Below are 18,350 nucleotides of genomic sequence, written 5' to 3'. Positions count from 1 at the left end.
CATCAGGTAGCACGGGCAATGTGGCGCGTCATGGCGAAAGTCGCGTCAGGTGTCGAAGCGCAGCTCCATCATCCGATGATCGATCCCGGCATCGTCGAACACCTCGCCATAGGCGGTGAAGCCGAGTTTCTCGTAGAACCCCAAGGCGTCGATCTGTGCGCCCAAAGCGGCGCGGGTGATGCCGGGCGTGCCCCGCAGGATCACCAGAGCTTCGCGGATCAATGCCGCGCCAAGGCCGGTGCCCCGCGCCTGTTTCAGAACGCAGACGCGACCGATCTTGCCGGTGTCCCCCTTGATCACGATCCGCGCCGCACCGACGGGCTGGTCGCCTTCACGTGCGAGAAGGTGAATCGCCGTGTCGTCCAGATCGTCCCGTTCAAGATCAAGCGGCACGTTCTGTTCTCCGACAAAGACCTCGTATCGGATCGCATAGCACTCTGCCGGGTCCGACACCCGCGACACCGTCACGGTCATTGCGCGAAATAGTCCTGAAGGATGCGGGTGTAGATTGCCTTGAGCTGTCTGATCTGCTCGACGGACACCCGTTCATCGACCGCGTGCATCGTCTGGCCGACCAGCCCGAATTCCACCACCGGGCAATGGTTCTTGACGAAGCGCGCGTCGGATGTTCCACCGGATGTGGACAGCTCCGGCATGACACCCGTTTCCGCCTCCACCGCATTGGCCACCAGATCAGACAGCGGCCCCGGTGGGGTCAGGAATGCTTCGCCTGAGATCTTGATCTTTACCTCGGTCTTGGTGCCGAACTCGGCATCCACCTTGGCGGCCTGATCGCGCAGCCAATAGTACAGGCCTTCGCCTGTGTGAATGTCGTTGAAGCGGATGTTGATGCAGGCGCGCGTTTCCGCCGGGATCACGTTGGTTGCCGCATTGCCGGTGTCGATGGTCACAACCGCGAGCGTCGAAGCGTCGAAGTGATCGGTGCCCTGATCCAACTCGCACGAGGCCAGCCTGTCCATCAGCCGCGCTATTGCGGGCATCGGGTTCAGGGCGCGGTGCGGATACGCGGAATGCCCCTGTTTGCCTGTGACGGTGAACCACGCGTTCATCGACCCGCGACGGCCGATCTTCATCATCTCGCCCATGTGATTGGGGCATGTGGGTTCGCCGACCAGACAGACACTCATCCGTTCGCCTTGGGTCTTCATCCAGTCAAGCAGCGCCGTTGTGCCGTCAATCGCATCGCCCTCCTCGTCGCCTGTAATGGTCAGGATCACTGCACCGTCCGGGGGTGTGGTCCGAACGAAATCCACCGCAGCAGCCGCAAAGGCAGCGACCCCGGATTTCATGTCGGTCGTGCCGCGGCCATACATCATGCCGTCTTTGATCTCGGCTCCGAAGGGCGGCATCGTCCACGCGTCCGGATTGCCCAGCGGTACAACATCCGTGTGCCCGTTGAACCCGAACGTGCGGGTATGGCCTTTGTCGCCCCAGCGGGCGAACAGGTTGGACACACCAGCCCGATCCACGCGGGTGCAGGTGAAGCCAGCGCTGTCCAGCAACTCTTGCAACAAGACCAGCGCGCCGCCCTCTTTGGGCGTGACCGACGGACAGCGGACAAGGGCGGCGGTCAGGTCTACGGGGTCGGTTTGCGTCATGGTCTCGGTCCTTGGGTCAGTGTCCGGCCTTGGCTACCGCGTGCCGAAGGCAGAGGCAAATGTGGCGAAAAGGACTCAATTGATCCTTATCCTAACGATAGATTTGCTATCGAAAGTATGCCCGCGCCGCACTTTCGTGATAACCCTTTATCAACAATGATAAAACGGCTCGAGGCAGAGCAGAACCCAGGCAGCGAGGTCGGCACGGTGAAAACACCGGCCGGATATCATCCGCGTCTGGGCATGTGCCTTGGGCCTCATCGAGGCAGAGATGGCAACAGGCGCGGAGCTTACATACAACACCGGTGCCAGCGCGATTGCGATGGCCAACGCGATCTTCGGAAGCGGCGTCACCGTCGTTGGCGCGAGCTATACGGGCGACAGCCGGTCCTCTGCGATCTACAGCAACGGTGATGCCTTAGCCCCGGATGTGACCCCTTCGGATACGGGTGTGATCCTGTCTACGGGTCAGGTGCGGGCGTTCACCCAGAGCGGCGGCGATCCCAACCGCAGCGCCTCGACAACGACAAGCAGCGGCGGGCAGAACAACAACCCGAACTTCAACGCAGCCGCAGGCACGAACACCTATGACGCCAGCTATCTGGACGTCGACTTCGTTCCGGAAAACGACGTGATGACGATGCGGTTCGTGTTCTCGTCCGAGGAATACCCGGAGTTCACGAACTCGATCTATCAGGACTTCGTCGGCGTCTGGATCAACGGTCAGCAGGTCGAGATTGTGGCCGGGGACGGTGATGTCGATCCCGCAAACCTGAACACCACCGCCAATATCAACCTGTTCAAGGACAATACCGGAGACGATTACAACACCGAGATGGACGGGTTCACCGTCACGCTGACGATGACCATGCTGGTCAATCCCGGCGAGGTGAATTCCATCCGCATCGGGATCGCCGATGTGGCGGACAGCAGCTACGATTCGAACCTGCTGATCGCCGGCGACTCGGTGCAGACCGAACTCGTCGCCCGTTCCGATATCGTGAGCATGTTCACGGACCGGACCAAGGTTCTGGACGTTCTCGACAATGACATCAACCTGACCGGCGGGGTGATGTTCATCACCCATATCAACGGGATCGCGGTCAGCGTCGGGGACAGTGTCACGCTGGGCACCGGGCAGGTGGTGACGCTGAACGCCGACGGCACCCTGTCTGTGACGTCGGACGGCGATTTCGAAACCGTCAATTTCACCTATGACGTTGCTGCGGCCAACGGGGAGGTGGACACCGGTTTCGTTACCATCGCCACCGTGCCCTGTTTCGTGGCGGGCACCTTGATCGAAACCGAAACCGGGCCGCGCCGCGTCGAGGAGCTTGAACCCGGCGACATGGTCTGGACTCTGGATCGCGGGCTGCAGCCCCTGCGCTGGAGCGGGCAGCGCACGGTCGCCGCTGTCGGAAATTACGCGCCGGTGCGGGTGGCTGCCCGGACCTTTGGCGATCACGGCGCGCTGATGTTATCGCCACAGCACCGCATTCTTGTGCGCGACCCTCTGGCCGATCTGGTGTTCGACACACCAGAGGTTCTGGTCGCCGCCAAGCATCTTGTGAACGGCCGCAGCATCCAGACCATCGAGGGCGGCACGGTAACCTATGTCCACCTGCTGTTTGACCGGCACGAGATCATCCTGTCGAACGGTCTGGCCACAGAAAGCTTTCTGCCCGGACCCCAGACCCTCGACGCGTTCGAGGACGACATCATCGAGGAAATCGTCGGCCTGTTCCCGGAACTCGATCCCGAGACCGGTCGCGGTTATGGCGTGGCCGCCCGGCAGATCCTCAAGAAGCACGAGGCGCAGATGCTCTTCGGGGCCGCTGCATGAGCTGGTTCGCTCTCTACAATCCCGAAACCCGCGAAGCCTGGGTGCGCGACGAGGTCGAGGACATCCTTGACCGCCGTCCGCGTGCCTGCGTGCCGCGTGGGTCGGTCGTTCTGGAAACGCGGCTTTCTCCCGAAGGCCGCCCTCAGGCGCTTGTCAGCTTCAAACGGGAAGGCACGTCCACATCCAGTTTCTCGCTCATGTCGACGCCCCATGGCAGCGTGGTGCTGGTGATCGCGCAGGGCGACGAGGTGGTGCATGAAGTGCTCGAGCGGGGCCGCGAGGCGCGAACGGACACACTTCAGGTCACGATCAGCTGGGATGTGCACAAGCAGCTGGGACGCCTTGTGGTGGCGCGCCCCGAAACCGAACATGTCCTGATCCGGCATTTCGCCATGTCACGCGCACCGCTCTTGTCGGACCTCGTGGCGCTGGCCTGTCCCAAGGGCCTGACCCAGATCGACCCGGACGTGATCTTCGTGGCGCTCTCTACCGACATCGAACCGGTCGGGCCGATGCCGACGCTGTCGCCCTCGGTGCCGATCGAAACCGCGCAGGGCATCTGTCTTGCCATGAGCCTGCAACAGGGCGACGTCGTGCGCTCGGCGGATGGCACGCTGGTGCCGGTCCTGCACGCGGTCTCCCGGACGGTTCCCGCGCTGGGCTCGTTCCGTCCGGTGCGCCTGCGCGCGCCGTATTTCGGGTTGACCCAGGATGTCGTCGTGTCCCGGCACCAGCGTCTTCTGGTCAGCGGGCCCGAGGTCGAATATCTTTTTGGCCGCGAAGAGGTGCTGATCCCGGCCTCTGCGCTGGTCAACGGCTATGCCGGGCATTTCGAGCCGGCTCCGCGCTTTGTGACCTATCATCAGTTGCTGCTGCCACATCATGATGCGGTGCGAATTCCCGATGCTGCACTCGAATCGCTCTATATTGGCCGGATGCGGCGCGACAAGTGCCTGTTTTCCGCCTCCGTTCTCAGCGATTTGCCCCGCGCTCTCTTGCCGGAACATCACCGCGCCGGATACCAGGTGCTCCGCGCTTTCGAGGCGATCACTCTGGCCGAAGCCCGCGCGGCTTAATCCCGATCGTCGTCGCTGAAATACGGAGTCACCTGCGCCACGATCACGGCGTTTTCGTCCAACGCCTGCTGCATCAGCGCGATCTCGTCATCCTCGATCTCGTGACCCTGCTCCCGCCGGTCTTCAAGTGTGCCGTAACCCGTCACGTCAAGCGGCGCCATGTCCGCCTGCTTGAGGATCGCCACGGTTTCGCGCACCGCCTCGGCCTCGTCCACGCCCGACGCATAGCACATCAGTGCCGCGCCGGTCGCCCCCTTGGGCAAGCCATCCCCGGATTTGCGTCCGACCTCGACGACCAGCGTGTAAACCGAATGCGGTTTCTTGGGCTTCTTCTGCGTGTCGCTCATGCTGGGGCCTGCCTGTGTTCCGTGTCTCGCATCTGCCACGAAACCTGCCGCAGGTCGAGGGTTGTTGCCGTGCCAGACATCGGCATACTGCCGGGCAAAGGGAGGGACGATATGAAATCGGTCAAGGATATGGTCGCGGCGGCCAACGCGGAGGTTGAACACGCCCCGGCGTCCGAGATGATGGCGTTGCACGGGAAGGACGACGTCACCTTCGTTGATCTTCGCGATCCGCGCGAACTTGAGCGTGATGGCATGATCCCCGGCGCGTTCCACTGCCCGCGCGGCATGCTGGAATTCTGGATCGACCCGGAAAGCCCCTATGCCAAACCGCAGTTCCAGACGAGCAACCGGTTTGTCTTCTATTGCGCCTCGGGCTGGCGATCCGCTCTGTCGGCGAAAGTCGCCCAGGAGATGGGGCTGGAGAATGTCAGCCACATCACCGACGGGTTCGGAGGCTGGAAAAAGGCGGGCGGCCCGGTGGGTGAGAAGCCCGCCAAGAAAGCTTAGGGTGCGTGCTGGCACGCACCATCACGATCAATCGCGCAGCAATTCGTTGATGCCGGTCTTGGAGCGGGTCTTTTCATCCACCCGCTTCACGATCACCGCGCAATAGAGGTTGATGTTGTTCTTCGACGGCATCGACCCGGCCACCACCACCGAATAGGGCGGCACTTCGCCATACATCACTTCGCCGGTCTCGCGGTCGACGATCTTGGTCGATTTGCCGATGAACACGCCCATCCCCAGAACGGAACCTTCGCGCACGATGCAGCCCTCGACCACTTCCGAACGAGCACCGATGAAGCAGTTGTCCTCGATGATGGTCGGGCCCGCCTGCATCGGCTCCAGCACGCCGCCGATGCCCACGCCGCCCGACAGGTGCACGTTCTTGCCGATCTGCGCGCAGGACCCGACGGTGGCCCATGTGTCGACCATCGTGCCTTCGTCGACATAGGCACCCAGGTTCACGAAGGATGGCATCAACACCACGCCGGGCGCGATATAGGCCGATTTGCGCACCACACAGTTCGGCACCGCGCGAAAGCCTGCCGTGCGCCATTCGGTGTCGCCCCAGCCTTTGAACTTGCTGTCCACCTTGTCCCACCAGCCGCCGCCTTGCGGGCCACCGTCATGCTGTTCCATGTCCTTGATCCGGAACCCCAGCAGCACGGCCTTCTTGGCCCACTGGTTTACATGCCAGCTGCCATCAGCCTGCTTTTCAGCCACCCGCAGCGATCCGCTGTCCAGCGCGTTGAGCGTGGCCTCAATCGCCTCGCGGGTCTCGCCGCCGGTGGACGGCGTGACCGTGTCGCGCGCGTCCCACGCGGCTTCGATGGCGGCTTCAAGCTGTGCGTTTGACATGGATGCGCTCCTCACGTCGTTTTCCCCGAAATCGCTTTGCCTATAAGCTGCCCTGCGCCAAGGCGCAACGCATGCGCTCAGTCGTCCTTCGTGAAGAGATAGCGGTGGGAATGTCCGGGAAAGGGGGCGTTGACGCGGCGCATCAACCGACTGTAGCTGTATCCGAGATCCGACGCCTTGGCGACACGCAGGTTTTCCGGAAGCCGCACAAGCGCGAGGCCCGCCCCGGCCTCGCGCAAGGCGTAACCCTTGGCGCGCAGCCGCGATTGCAGGTCCGACCAGCTGACGGCTTAGGCGAAATCCTCCGCGAGAAGCGCCCGCAAGGGCGCGACGAGCCGCTCATCAGGCCTCACGGCCTTCTTTGCGCGGGTGCGGCGGAACAGATCGCGGCGGATTGCGTCACGGATCACCGAGGCGATATCGCTTTGCTCGTCATCCGCGATCTGGATCAGGGCTAGATATGTTTGGGAATCAAGGGGACAGATCACATCAGGCATGGATGTGACCTTCGCGTCCCCTGGTTAAGTACGGGTTAACTCGAACACCGGCTCCGGCGCGATGTTCCCGCCGCAGACCAGAACCGCCACGCGCTCGCCGTCCTCGGGTGTGTAGGCACCTGACAGCAGGGCGGCCAGTGCCGTCGCTCCGGCGGGTTCGACCAACTGTCGGTGCGCCTGCCACAGGGACTGCTGTGCTTCGACGATCGCGCTGTCCGAGACCAGAACGCTGTGCACCGCGCCGCCCTTGGCGAGGGCGAAACAGATGCGCCCGATGCGCCGGGCTCCCAAGGCATTGGCGGCGACACCGGAGACCGGCACATCCACCGGCGCGCCCTTGGCGAGCGCCTCATGCAGGGCACAGGATGTCATCGGCTCGACCGCCACCACCTTCACTCGTCCGCCAAGCCATGCCAGCGCCCCGCCGATCAGGCCGCCTCCGCCCACGGCGATCAGAACCGTGTCCGCGTCGAGGCCCTGTGCTTCCCACTCGAGCATCACCGTGCCCTGCCCGGCGACGGTGAGCGGCGCATCATAGGCATGGACCTGCATCGCCCCGCTTTCCGACGCCTCGCGTTCCGCAAGTTCAAGCGCGTTGGCGTATTCGCCGGGCACCACCGTCAATTCGGCCCTGGTCCGTTCGATCAGCTCGATCTTTGCCGGTCCTGCGATCTCGGGCACGAAGATCCGCGCCCGGTGTCCCAACTGCCGGGCGGCAAAGGCCACCGCCGCCCCGTGATTGCCGCCCGAGGCCGCCACAACTCCTGCCTCGGGCACCTCCGACGCGATCAAGGTGTTGAACGCGCCTCGGGTCTTGAAACTGCCGGTGTGTTGCATCTGTTCGAGCTTGAACGCGACGGTCGGCCCGAAGGCGTCGCTTTTGAAAACGGGCGTTTTCACGACCTGCCCGGTGATGCGATCCTGCGCCGCCCTGATCTCGTCCTGCCACTGCATGGCGTTGCCTCTCTGGTCACTTCGATCCGGACGCTATAGGTCTCGGAGCAGGCGAACAAGGAACCCGAGCCCATGAATGATCACCGCAACAGCCCGTTTCGCGATGCCGGTCTTGACCGCAGCACCGCCAGCCATGTGCCCGAGACGGCGCAAACGCGGTCTCCATCCTATCGACTGGCTTTTGCCGATGACGAATTCCTCTGCCGCGAGGAACTCCGCCCTGTGCGGCTTCAGCTTGAACTCCTCAAACCGCAACTCATGCTTGACGAGCATCAGATCGAAAGCACGATTGTGCTCTTTGGAGGCGCGCGTATCCCGCGCCCGTCCGACGCCGACAAGGCCCGCACCCAAACGCTGGCCGATCTCGCTCATTTCTACGACGAGGCCCGCAGCTTTGCCCGGCTGATGACGCGCAAGTCCAACAACAGCCAGGGCCGCGAATTCGTCGTGGTGACGGGCGGTGGTCCGGGTGTGATGGAAGCCGGCAATCGCGGGGCCGCCGACGAGGGCGGCAAATCCATCGGGCTGAACATCGTGCTCCCGCATGAACAGGCGCCGAACGAATACGTCACGCCCGAGCTGTGCTTCAACTTCCACTACTTCGCGATCCGCAAGATGCATTTCCTGATGCGCGCCCGCGCGATCTGCGTCTTTCCCGGCGGGTTCGGCACCCTGGACGAAATGTTCGAATCGCTGACCCTGATCCAGACCGGTCGCATGCAGCGCGTGCCGTTCCTGCTCTTTGGCCGCGCCTTCTGGGAAAAGATCATCAACTGGGACGCGCTGGCCGACGCAGGCACGATTAGCCCCGAGGACCTGGACCTGTTCCGCTTTGTCGAAACCGCCGAAGAGGCGGCGGGGATCATCGAGAACTGGGAACCGGCACCGCCGCGCAGCGACATTCCCGGTCGCTGACATCCTTTCGGCGGGCGATCCGTCACCCCACCGATCAGATCTCGGCTACACCCTTTCGCAGACGCAGCAACTCCTGTAAGAGCCACGCTCAGTCCAGCGCCGGACACGACACCGGGGCTGGCAAGTGAAAGGAGAGCCACATGGGCTACAGAGTCGTCGTTGCCGGTGCCACAGGGAATGTGGGCCGCGAAATGCTGAACATCCTGGCCGAGCGCCAGTTCCCCGTTGACGAGATCGCCGCGCTTGCGTCGCGCCGGTCGCTGGGTACGGAGGTCAGCTTTGGCGACAAGACGCTGAAGACGCAGGATCTCGATACGTTCGACTTCACGGGCTGGGATTTCGCGCTGTTCGCTGTGGGGTCGGAAGCGACCAAGACCTACGCGCCCATCGCCGCGAAGGCAGGCTGCGTGGTGATCGACAACTCGTCGCTCTACCGCTACGACCCCGACGTGCCGCTGATCGTTCCCGAAGTGAACGCACAGGCGATCCACGGCTATTCCAAGAAGAACATCATCGCCAACCCGAACTGCTCGACCGCTCAGATGGTTGTCGCGCTCAAGCCGCTGCACGACCGCGCCCGCATCAAGCGCGTTGTGGTCAGCACCTATCAGTCGGTGTCCGGGTCCGGCAAAGAGGCGATTGACGAGCTGTGGGATCAGACCAAGGCGGTCTACAACCCGACCGACAATTACGAGCGCAAGGTCTACCCCAAGGACATCGCGTTCAACGTGATCCCGCATATCGACGTTTTCCTCGAAGACGGTTCCACCAAGGAAGAGTGGAAGATGGTCGCCGAGACGAAAAAGATTGTCGATCCGTCGATCAAGGTCACGGCAACCTGCGTGCGTGTTCCGGTCTTCGTGGGGCACTCCGAAGCGATCAACATCGAATTCGAAGACCACCTCGATGAAGACGAAGCCCGCGACATCCTGCGCGAAGCGCCGGGTATCATGGTGATCGACAAGCGCGAACCCGGTGGCTACGTGACGCCGAAGGAATGTGTCGGCGATTACGCAACCTTCATCAGCCGCATCCGTCAGGACAGCACGATCGACAACGGCATCAACCTGTGGTGCGTGTCCGACAACCTGCGCAAGGGCGCGGCCCTGAACGCAGTGCAGATCGCCGAAGTGCTGGGTCGCGAAGTCCTCAAGAAGGGCTGAACGACGTCTGTCTCACTCAAGGGCGCCGCACGTCTGCGGCGCCTTTTTTGCATCTGACGACAGGCCGGATTCCGCAGCTTGAGACCGATGAGCGGTCGCCCCTGCTGCACGGAATTGTCTTTATTCTTCTTATTGCGGCCTAATTATCGGTGGATTCCACCCGTATCCAATCTTGATGACATCAGGAATGTGAACGGGTCGGACACATGACGCATGCTGAAATCCCGCTGCTGTTCGAAAAGGGTCCCTTGCGGATCAGATATCTCAAGGGCGAAGGCACGGACCTTGTCGTCAGCTTTTCCGGCGTCGGCACGCAGCGCCATTCCGAACCACCCCCCGAGTTTCCCGGAATCGCCTCGGCGCAGGGCCAGAACCACGTTCTTTTCGTAAGCGATCTGTCGCGCAGCTGGCTCAACGGCGAAGGCCTCGCATCGCAGATCCTGTGTTGTCTGAACGCCACGGCCAGCCATATCGGTGCCCAACGCGCCGTCGCCATCGGCAACTCGATGGGGGGAACGATGGCGCTGCACCTGTCGCGGCTGTTCGAGTTCGACCGGGTGATCGCCTTCACGCCGCAATATTCCGTTCTGCCGGGCGAAGTGCCGGAAGAAGACCGCTGGTTCTTTTTCCGCAAGCAGATCAAGTCCTTTCCGTTTCCACGGGTCGAACAGCTCAGCCCCAAGACCACGCGGTACTTCATCTTCCACGGCGATGAACACCGCGAACTGGCGCACGCGCTGCGGTTCCCGCACGCACCGGGCATCCTCCACTATATCATGCCGGGCACGGACCACCGGGTCGCCGCGCACCTGCGCGACCGGGGGCACTTGCGTCCCTTGATGGAAAGCCTTCTGAACGGACAGACCCGCCGGTTCCGGCGACAACTCGAGTCGCTCGGCGCGATTCCGATCCTCGATTATGATCAGGGACCATCCCGTCAGATGGACCAACGCCTTGTCGCGGTCGGCTGACCGAGTGCCTCTGTGCACCGGCGCTGCCCTGTTCGGGGCAATGCGCCATCGCCTGATTGTTTCTCACGACGCGACAAACCGCGGGGAACCCTCTGGGGTGTTGCGTGTTCTTCACACTATCGGAGCGGGCGTTGGCCTGCCCCATTCTTGCCGCAATTGGCTCGCACCCTTTCGGGATGTGCCGCAAAAACAGTAAAGGTCCCCAAGATGGCAGTCCAATCTGTCCCATTCTCCGCCCATGCAGAAAACGGCATGCCCATGCCTCTCGACAGTGAAACGGCGATGCTTCTGCGCACCGTGTTGCTGCCGCATTTCGAACGCGCGACAAGCTGGGGTGATCTATGCGCCCGCCTCGCGTCCAAAGGGTACGAGATCACCTTTCGCAACGGGCATCTTGTTCTTGCGGATGACACCGGCAAACCGGTCTGCACCGGTTCCATGATCGGCTCTCCTCTGGCGCGTCTGGCCGAACGCCTCGGACGTCCGAAGCTGCGGACCGATTGCTCGGGCGCCAGCGCGACGCTGCGGAACTGATCAGACCGGGTGGAACGACCGGCTCTTGGGTTCGAAATACTCCAACCCGCCTTCGCCGATATCCGTCCACAGACCGTGAAGCGTTAGAAGGTCCTGCTCGACCGCTTCGCGGATGAATGGAAACGTCATCAGGTTCTCGAGCGACACGATCACAGCTTCTTTCTCCAGAGCCCGCAATTGGCCCTCCGGCGCGTTTGACGCCGTAACACGCTCATAACCGGGGCGCAGAATATCCATCCAGCGCCCGACAAAGCTCGACTGTTCTTCCAGATGCGGCGCATTGCCGGAACACATGTCGAGACAGCCCTGAACACCTCCGCAATTGGAATGCCCCAGCACGATCAGATGCGCGACATTCAGCGCCGTCACCGCGTATTCCACAGCCGCTGACGTGCCGTGGTGGTCGCCGTCCGGCTCGTAGGGCGGCACAAGATTGGCGATATTGCGGTGAATGAAGAATTCGCCCTGATCCGCGCCGAAGATGGACGTCACATGCACCCGGCTGTCACAACAGGAAATCACCATTGCACGCGGACGCTGTCCTTCGGTCGCCAGACGTTTGTACCACGCCCGGTTGTCCGAATAGGTGGTGGCCTTCCAGCCTTGATATCGTTGGATGAGATATGCGGGCAGCGGCTTCGCGGCGTTCATGAAATCCTCCGCCTCCTCGGTCGTTTTCTGCGGGATACGTCGAATTTGATCGGAATTCGAGGGAAAAAACCGTCGCGGGCTTACCAATTTGAAAGGCAGCTCTGCGATACCGTCCGCCGGGTTGGGGTGAGAAAGGACATATCACGATGCAGACAATCTCGATTTTGCATCCGCGCGACATCGCGTCATTCGACATGGGCACCCTCGATGGTCTCAGCCGGGATCTTGGTCCGTCCGTGGCCGAAAACATCCTCTGCCGCGCGCTCGAAGACATCGCGATCCGCTTTGCCCAGATCCGCGAGGAATATGGGACCGGCAACCACCAGGCCCTGCGCAAGTCCGTACACGCGGTCATTCCTATCGCGGCCCAGATCGGCTTGCCCGGCCTGTCCCGCATCGGACGCGATGTTCTGACCTGTCTTGATCAGGCCGACCCGGTTGCGCTCTCTGCGACGCTGTGCCGGTTCCTGCGCTGGGGCGAAACCGCCATCGCCTGCGCGGACATGGGCACGGATCTATCGCTCTGATTCCGCTTGCAGCGCCTGCCCAAGGGCGTACCCTCTGCTCCACCATAAAAGGGGAGCTTCATGACCGTTTCACTCGCGCCTGCGGGCACCAAGGCTGTGCCGATATACGTTCTGGGGACCGAGGATGTTGCCCTCTGGGCGGGGCAGCAAAGCGACCGCATCCGCACATGGGTCGACGCAAGCGGTTTCAAGGGGGGCATCGGCGCGGTGCTCATGATCCCGGACGAGGCAGGTCATCCCGAGATGGCGCTGGTCGGCTATGGCACACCCGCCTCGCGCAGGCGCGATCGCTTCGCGCTGGCGGCAAGTCTGCCCAAACTGGCCCCCGGGACGTACCGCATCGAGAGCGGGATCGAGGCCGACCAGATCGAGCAGGAAACCTTGGGGTGGCTTCTGGCCTGCTACAGCTTCACCCGGTACCGCGACAGCGCGGCAGAGCATCCCACGCTTGTCACCCCGGAGGGTGTCGATCCGGCCCGCCTGTCCATTCTGGCCGAGGCGGAGTTCCTCACGCGAGACCTGATCAACACCCCGGCCTCTGACATGGGCCCGGAAGACCTTGAGGCTGCCGCGCGCGCTCTTGCGAAACAACACAAGGCCAAGATCACCGTGACCACGGGCGACGCGCTGCTCGCCGACAATTTCCCGATGATCCACACAGTCGGTCGCGCCTCGGATCGCGCACCCCGGCTCATCGACCTGACCTGGGGCAGTCGTGGCCCGAAGATCACGCTTGTCGGCAAGGGCGTCTGTTTCGACACCGGGGGTCTCAACATCAAGCCCGGCAGTTCCATGGGTCTCATGAAAAAAGACATGGGCGGTGCCGCGAATGTTCTGGGTCTCGCGCATATGATCATGGCGTCCGGTCTTGATGTGCGCCTGCGCGTGCTGATCCCGGCGGTCGAAAACGCGGTCAGCGGCAACAGCTTCCGCCCGCAGGACATCCTGACCTCGCGCAAGGGCCTCACGGTCGAGATCAACAACACCGATGCCGAAGGCCGCCTCGTGCTTGCCGACGCGCTGACCTACGGGTCCGAGGGTAAACCCGACCTGATCGTGTCGATGGCCACCCTGACCGGGGCCGCCCGCGTGGCAGTTGGTCCGGACCTTGCGCCGTATTACACAGATGACGACGTGGTCGCGACCTCGCTGGATCTGTCCGCACGCCGCATGGCCGATCCCGTCTGGCGCATGCCGTTCCATGACCCCTACGAGGCGATGATCGAACCGGGCATCGCCGATCTCGACAATGCGCCGAAGGGAGGCTTTGCAGGCTCCATCACCGCAGCCCTCTTCCTGCGCCGCTTTGTCAGCGAACACGACCGCTACATCCATTTCGACATCTATGGCTGGCAACCGTCCGCCGCGCCGGGCAGACCCAAAGGCGGCGCCCTGCAAGGGGCGCGCGCATTGTTCGAGTCACTGCCCGTCATCCTCGATCTATGACGGACAGACGCCGCTTCTGGTCCACGGTCTCACCGGAAGAGATCGCGCAGGTCTGCGCAGATCACGGCGCGCGGATCGTGCCTGCCCAGACCCGGCGCATGTCGCGCCCCGTCACCGATCTCTGTGCCGCCCCCGCAGGCGCAAGAGACCGGCAGATGTTGCGCGGTCAGGCTTTTGTCGTCCGCGCCATGACGGACACGGGCTGGGCCTTCGGCGAAACGGTGGTGGATGGCTATTCCGGCTGGATCGAAACGGCGGGGCTGGACACATATCCCGACGCGAAACCGTCGCACCGCGTCATGGTTCGCGCGACCTACGCCAAGACAACCGGCGGTCTGAAGACCCCCGGTGCCGTCACACCGCTGTCGATGGGCAGCGAAGTGCACATGCGCGATCAAACCGACGGGTGGTCGCGTATTGCGTGGACGGACGGGCCTCAGACAAGCGATCTTTTCGTCCCCTCCCTGCATCTTTGCCCCATCGACACAAAGGACTCCGACCCGGTTACCATCGCCGAACGCCTGCTCGGCACACCCTATCTCTGGGGTGGCAACTCCGCCTTTGGCATAGACTGTTCCGGCCTCGTTCAAATCGCCTGCCACGCCTGCGGCATCCCCTGTCCCGGTGACAGCGATCAGCAAATGGCGCAACTGGGGGAAACCCTTGATCCCGGCACGCCGCCAGAACGCGGAGATCTGCTGTTCTGGAAAGGCCATGTCGGCTGGATCGCAGACCCGGACACGCTACTGCATGCCAACGCCTATGCGATGTCTGTCACCCGCGAGCCGCTGCAAGCGGCCATCGCGCGGATTGCGGCGCAGGGCGATCCGGTCCTCCGCCACGCCCGCTTGACCCCCGGCAAAAAAGGCGTCTAATCGCGACATCTTTTCCGGAGCCTTCCCTATGCAAGCCCGCGCCTCGATCTTCACGCCGGTTCTGATCGGCGGGTGCATCATCATCCTCGTGTCCTTCGCCATCCGCGCCAGCTTTGGCGTGTTCCAGATCCCGATTGCCGAGGAATTCGGCTGGCTCCGCGCCGAGTTCTCTCTGGCCATCGCGATCCAGAACCTCGCCTGGGGCATCGGTCAGCCGCTTTTCGGGGCGCTGGCGGAAAAGATCGGGGATCGGAAGGCCATCATTCTTGGCGCGCTGACCTATGCCGCCGGTCTGGTGCTGTCCTCCTTCGCGGTCACACCCACGGCGCATCAGTTTTACGAGATCCTCGTGGGGTTCGGCGTTGCGGGCACCGGCTTTGGCGTCATCCTCGCCGTTGTCGGGCGGGCCAGTTCGGATGCGAACCGCTCCATGAGCCTTGCCATCGCCACTGCGGCGGGCAGCGCAGGTCAGGTGTTCGGCGCGCCCGTCGCGGAATGGATGCTGACGCTGATGAACTGGCAGATGGTGTTCCTCTGGTTCGCGGTCGCCATCCTTGCGGTGCTGATGGTGCTGCCTTTCATGCGCTCGCCCACACCCCCGGCCAGCCGGGCAGAGCTTGAGGAAAGCATGGGCACGATCCTGATCCGTGCCTTCCGCGATCCGTCCTATACGCTGATCTTTCTGGGCTTCTTCAGCTGCGGCTATCAGCTTGCCTTCGTCACCGCGCATTTCCCGGCCTTCGTGACCGAACTCTGCGGTCCGATCCAGCCGGGCGGAGTGCTGCACAGCATGGGCATCACCACCACTTCCGCGCTGGGCGCCGTGTCAATCTCGCTCATCGGGCTGATGAACATCGTGGGCACGCTCACCGCGGGATGGGCGGGCAACCGCTGGTCCAAGAAATACCTGCTCGCGGGCATCTACACCGGCCGCACGATCATTGCCGCGCTCTTCATCATGTTGCCGATCACCCCCACATCGGTGATCCTCTTTTCCGCCGCGATGGGGTCACTCTGGCTTGCCACGGTGCCGCTCACCTCGGGGCTGATCGCGCATATCTACGGGCTGCGCTACATGGGCACGCTTTATGGGATCGTGTTCTTCAGCCACCAATTGGGAAGCTTCATGGGCGTCTGGCTCGGTGGCCGCATGTACGACATTCACGGCGATTACACGCTGGTCTGGTGGATCGGTGTCGGCGTCGGAGCCTTCAGCGCACTTGTGCATCTGCCCATTCGCGAGAAACGCCAGCCCGTCCCGCTCGCCGCCTGACAGGGGCGCGTTTCGGTCAACCGACACGCGCGATGCGTCGACGCATCGTGTCCCGGCCCTACCGGCTGCGCCAACGGTCCAGAATGTAGCGGCTGACCATCAGGTCCAGATGCGCCCCGCCGCCATTCTTGAACACCGTGATCTCATGCTCGGACTGCCGCCCAAAGGCTCCTAGATCGTAGTAATCCGCAACGATGTCCGCCTCTCGGATCACTCCCCGCGCAATCGGGTCCTTGATCTCTCCGATATGCCCCACGGTTGTATCCAGAGAATCCACGAACAGCCGCCCGCGCGTCAGCACCGCATCATCCGCCTCGCGCATATCGGGACGGTAGGCACCGATCAGGTCCACATGCGTCCCCGGCCGCAGCCATGCGCCGTTCAGAACCGGTTCGGTCGACATGGTGGCGCAACTGACGATGTCCGCCTGTCCCACCGCCTCGGCCAAATCCCCAGCCGCCGTCACATGCGCAAACGCCTCCGCCAACTCCTGCGCCTTGGCCCCGGTCCGGTTCCAGATCAGAAACCGCGCCTCGGAGAACGCCGCCGAATAGGCCTCGACCAGCGACCGCGCCACCGTGCCAGCCCCGACAATCAGGATCACCGCACTGTCCGCCCGCGCCAGTCGCCGCGCCGCCAGAAGACTGTCGCCTGCGGTTTTCCACTTGGTCACAAGGTGAAAATCGACAATCGCTTCCAGCGTCCCGTCGACATCGGAATAGACCGACACCCCACCGTTCACCGCCGCTTTCCCAAGACCGGCATTGCCCGGAAAGATCGTCGCCGACTTCACCGCCAGCCCCAGCCCGTCGATCCACGCCGCCCGGTTCAAAAGCGTATCACCCCCGCGATAGAGGAAACTGTCCGCGATCTCGGCTTTCGGCAGGTCATGCCCCGCCGCCAACGCATCGGTCAGGCCGATCCAGTCAAGCTGCGCTTCACCATCCGCAAACGGAATGATCTCCGGTGTCGTCATCGCTGCCTCTCCCCTCAAATCCTAACGCGGCACATCCTGCGCCGCCGCCCGCATCTCGCGCTCCAGCGCATCCAGAAACCGCGACCGATCCGCCTTGGAAAACGGACGCCCGCCGCCCTGCCGGAACGGGTCCGCCGCACGCAGATCCGCCATGAGATCCCGCGTCGCCAGCACCTGCCCGATATTGCGCGCATCAAGACGCTCGCCATTGTGCTTGAGCACCCGTGCTCCGTTTTCCACGCAGCGTGCCGCCAGCGGAATGTCCCCGGTGATCACCACATCGCCGGGTCCCGCACGCTCCGCGATCCACATATCGGCCACATCCGGCCCGTCGGGCACCACGACCACCTCGACAAACGGGTTTTCCGACATCCGCAGCCCCCCGTTCGACACCAGATACATCTGCGCCTTGTGCCGGGTCGCAACCCGCTCTGCCTCGGCTTTAACCGGGCAGGCATCGGCATCGACGAAAAGCCGGGTCACAGCCCCAGCGCGCCAGCGTGGAACGCGATGTGATCGGGGATGAAGGTCGAGACAAAGAAATACGAGTGATCGTAGCCCTTCTGCATGCGGAACGTCCCCTCCTGACGCCGCGCGGCCATCGCGTGGCTCAGCGCTTCGGGTTTGAGCAGCTCGAGGAACTGATCCGACCCACCCTGATCCACCAGAACCGGCCCGTCGAACCCGACCTCCTGCATCTGCACTGTCGCGTCATGCCTCAACCATGTGGTCTCGTTGTCACCCAGATAGGCCGACAATTGCTTGCGGCCCCAGTCGCTTTGGCTCGGGTTTGCAATCGGCGCAAAGGCCGACACCGAGGCAAACCGCCCCGGATGCGCCATCGCAAGCGTCAGCGCGCCATGACCACCCATCGAATGCCCGGTGATCGCCTGCCGCTCCAGATCAACGGTGAATGCCCTGCCCAACAGTGCGGGCAATTCATCTGCCACGTAATCCCACATCCTGAAATGCGGCGCCCAGGGATCTTGCGTCGCGTTCACATAGAACCCGGCCCCTTTGCCAAGATCATAGGCGTCATCGTCCGCCACCGCATCGCCACGCGGGGACGTGTCGGGGAACACCACCGCCATTCCCGCCTCTGCGGCAAAGCCCTGCGCCGCCGCTTTGGTCATAGCGTTCTCATGCGTGCAGGTCAGCCCGGACAGGTACCACAGCACCGGCACCGGCCCGTCCGTGGCCTGCGGCGGCAGATAAAGCCCGAAGGTCATGTCACAGCCGCACGCGTCCGACGCATGTCGGTACACGCCCTGAACCCCATCAAAACATCTGTTCTCCGAAACGGTTTCCATGACGCTCCCTT

The 18,350-nt window shown here is 63.0% G+C and carries 22 protein-coding genes; 11 read left to right on the top strand and 11 right to left on the bottom strand.

Annotated features, from left to right (window positions below):
• Positions 1 to 45: 45 nt before the first annotated feature.
• Both MRY75_RS06310 and dapE read right to left on the bottom strand, forming a co-directional pair.
• Complete coding sequence (locus tag MRY75_RS06310) at positions 46 to 474, bottom strand: GNAT family N-acetyltransferase (RefSeq protein ID WP_292306295.1); 429 nt, start codon at positions 472 to 474, stop codon at positions 46 to 48.
• A complete protein-coding gene (gene dapE / locus MRY75_RS06305; RefSeq protein WP_292306294.1) occupies positions 471 to 1,619 on the bottom strand; it encodes a succinyl-diaminopimelate desuccinylase in 1,149 nt (382 codons plus the stop codon). Before dapE ends, MRY75_RS06310 begins: the two co-directional genes overlap by 4 nt.
• Before the next feature lie 271 nt (positions 1,620 to 1,890).
• Between dapE and MRY75_RS06300 the strand changes: the two genes are divergently transcribed.
• Together MRY75_RS06300 and MRY75_RS06295 are read left to right on the top strand one after the other, a co-directional pair.
• Positions 1,891 to 3,462, top strand: coding sequence for a Hint domain-containing protein (locus MRY75_RS06300; protein ID WP_292306293.1), 1,572 nt, complete (start codon positions 1,891 to 1,893; stop codon positions 3,460 to 3,462).
• Positions 3,459 to 4,538 carry a Hint domain-containing protein gene (locus tag MRY75_RS06295; RefSeq protein WP_292306292.1) on the top strand — a complete coding sequence of 360 codons (1,080 nt, stop codon included), beginning with the start codon at positions 3,459 to 3,461 and terminating at the stop codon, positions 4,536 to 4,538. Before MRY75_RS06300 ends, MRY75_RS06295 begins: the two co-directional genes overlap by 4 nt.
• Here MRY75_RS06295 and MRY75_RS06290 read toward each other — a convergent pair.
• Positions 4,535 to 4,885: a hypothetical protein gene (locus MRY75_RS06290; protein ID WP_292306291.1), complete on the bottom strand. Its 351-nt coding sequence runs from the start codon at positions 4,883 to 4,885 to the stop codon at positions 4,535 to 4,537. The two genes, MRY75_RS06295 and MRY75_RS06290, sit on opposite strands and share 4 nt — an antisense overlap.
• A 111-nt stretch (positions 4,886 to 4,996) precedes the next feature.
• Between MRY75_RS06290 and MRY75_RS06285 the strand changes: the two genes are divergently transcribed.
• Entirely contained in the window at positions 4,997 to 5,392 is a 396-nt protein-coding gene (locus tag MRY75_RS06285; RefSeq protein ID WP_292306290.1) for a rhodanese-like domain-containing protein, read from the top strand.
• A 27-nt stretch (positions 5,393 to 5,419) separates the two neighbouring features.
• Here the strand turns inward: MRY75_RS06285 and dapD are convergent, their stop codons facing one another.
• The 4 genes from dapD to MRY75_RS06265 all read right to left on the bottom strand — a co-directional run bounded on the left by dapD (position 5,420) and on the right by MRY75_RS06265 (position 7,698).
• Entirely contained in the window at positions 5,420 to 6,247 is an 828-nt protein-coding gene (gene dapD, locus MRY75_RS06280) for a 2,3,4,5-tetrahydropyridine-2,6-dicarboxylate N-succinyltransferase (RefSeq protein ID WP_292306289.1), read from the bottom strand.
• Positions 6,248 to 6,324: 77 nt separating this feature from the next.
• The gene (locus tag MRY75_RS06275) at positions 6,325 to 6,486 is read right to left on the bottom strand and encodes a hypothetical protein (protein ID WP_292306288.1); all 162 of its coding nucleotides are present in this window, start codon (positions 6,484 to 6,486) and stop codon (positions 6,325 to 6,327) included.
• A gap of 51 nt (positions 6,487 to 6,537) precedes the next feature.
• On the bottom strand, positions 6,538 to 6,744 hold the full coding sequence (locus tag MRY75_RS06270) for a hypothetical protein (protein ID WP_292306287.1): 207 nt from the start codon (positions 6,742 to 6,744) through the stop codon (positions 6,538 to 6,540).
• A 24-nt stretch (positions 6,745 to 6,768) separates the two neighbouring features.
• Complete coding sequence (locus tag MRY75_RS06265; RefSeq protein ID WP_292306286.1) at positions 6,769 to 7,698, bottom strand: threonine/serine dehydratase; 930 nt, start codon at positions 7,696 to 7,698, stop codon at positions 6,769 to 6,771.
• A gap of 72 nt (positions 7,699 to 7,770) precedes the next feature.
• On the opposite strand from MRY75_RS06265, the gene MRY75_RS06260 reads away from it, so the two are divergent.
• The 4 genes from MRY75_RS06260 (at position 7,771) to MRY75_RS06245 (ending at position 11,281) form a co-directional block, all read left to right on the top strand.
• Positions 7,771 to 8,613 carry a TIGR00730 family Rossman fold protein gene (locus tag MRY75_RS06260; protein WP_292306285.1) on the top strand — a complete coding sequence of 281 codons (843 nt, stop codon included), beginning with the start codon at positions 7,771 to 7,773 and terminating at the stop codon, positions 8,611 to 8,613.
• A 140-nt stretch (positions 8,614 to 8,753) separates the two neighbouring features.
• Positions 8,754 to 9,776, top strand: a complete 1,023-nt coding sequence (locus MRY75_RS06255; protein ID WP_292306284.1) for an aspartate-semialdehyde dehydrogenase — start codon at positions 8,754 to 8,756, stop codon at positions 9,774 to 9,776.
• 206 nt (positions 9,777 to 9,982) lie between these two features.
• Positions 9,983 to 10,747, top strand: a complete 765-nt coding sequence (locus MRY75_RS06250; protein ID WP_292306283.1) for a hypothetical protein — start codon at positions 9,983 to 9,985, stop codon at positions 10,745 to 10,747.
• A 252-nt stretch (positions 10,748 to 10,999) separates the two neighbouring features.
• Positions 11,000 to 11,281, top strand: coding sequence for a hypothetical protein (locus MRY75_RS06245; RefSeq protein ID WP_292306282.1), 282 nt, complete (start codon positions 11,000 to 11,002; stop codon positions 11,279 to 11,281).
• On the opposite strand, the gene MRY75_RS06240 is transcribed toward MRY75_RS06245, so the two are convergent.
• Positions 11,282 to 11,932 (bottom strand): carbonic anhydrase, encoded by a 651-nt coding sequence (locus tag MRY75_RS06240; RefSeq protein WP_292306281.1) that lies wholly within the window; start codon positions 11,930 to 11,932, stop codon positions 11,282 to 11,284.
• Positions 11,933 to 12,078: 146 nt separating this feature from the next.
• Between MRY75_RS06240 and MRY75_RS06235 the strand changes: the two genes are divergently transcribed.
• The 4 genes from MRY75_RS06235 to MRY75_RS06220 are packed head-to-tail and all read left to right on the top strand — an operon-like array spanning position 12,079 to position 16,053.
• Positions 12,079 to 12,459: a hypothetical protein gene (locus MRY75_RS06235; RefSeq protein WP_292306280.1), complete on the top strand. Its 381-nt coding sequence runs from the start codon at positions 12,079 to 12,081 to the stop codon at positions 12,457 to 12,459.
• A 60-nt stretch (positions 12,460 to 12,519) separates the two neighbouring features.
• Positions 12,520 to 13,905 carry a M17 family metallopeptidase gene (locus MRY75_RS06230; protein WP_292306279.1) on the top strand — a complete coding sequence of 462 codons (1,386 nt, stop codon included), beginning with the start codon at positions 12,520 to 12,522 and terminating at the stop codon, positions 13,903 to 13,905.
• Positions 13,902 to 14,780, top strand: coding sequence for an NlpC/P60 family protein (locus MRY75_RS06225; RefSeq protein ID WP_292306278.1), 879 nt, complete (start codon positions 13,902 to 13,904; stop codon positions 14,778 to 14,780). The genes MRY75_RS06230 and MRY75_RS06225 overlap by 4 nt, the downstream gene beginning before the upstream one ends.
• 28 nt (positions 14,781 to 14,808) lie before the next feature.
• On the top strand, positions 14,809 to 16,053 hold the full coding sequence (locus MRY75_RS06220) for an MFS transporter (protein ID WP_292306277.1): 1,245 nt from the start codon (positions 14,809 to 14,811) through the stop codon (positions 16,051 to 16,053).
• Positions 16,054 to 16,111: 58 nt separating this feature from the next.
• Here the strand turns inward: MRY75_RS06220 and MRY75_RS06215 are convergent, their stop codons facing one another.
• From MRY75_RS06215 to fghA, 3 genes are read right to left on the bottom strand one after another with little or no spacing between them, the layout of a single operon-like run.
• Positions 16,112 to 17,029 (bottom strand): ornithine cyclodeaminase, encoded by a 918-nt coding sequence (locus MRY75_RS06215; protein ID WP_292306276.1) that lies wholly within the window; start codon positions 17,027 to 17,029, stop codon positions 16,112 to 16,114.
• 21 nt (positions 17,030 to 17,050) lie between these two features.
• On the bottom strand, positions 17,051 to 17,512 hold the full coding sequence (locus MRY75_RS06210; protein WP_292306275.1) for a YaiI/YqxD family protein: 462 nt from the start codon (positions 17,510 to 17,512) through the stop codon (positions 17,051 to 17,053).
• Entirely contained in the window at positions 17,509 to 18,339 is an 831-nt protein-coding gene (gene fghA / locus MRY75_RS06205) for an S-formylglutathione hydrolase (protein WP_292306274.1), read from the bottom strand. The genes MRY75_RS06210 and fghA overlap by 4 nt, the downstream gene beginning before the upstream one ends.
• Between the last annotated feature and the right edge of the window lie 11 nt (positions 18,340 to 18,350).

The organism is Marivita sp., from assembly GCF_022763305.1.
Lineage (GTDB): Bacteria > Pseudomonadota > Alphaproteobacteria > Rhodobacterales > Rhodobacteraceae > Marivita.
The sequence above is the reverse complement of the archived record's forward strand: the minus strand, read 5'-3'. Positions and strand labels throughout refer to the sequence as shown.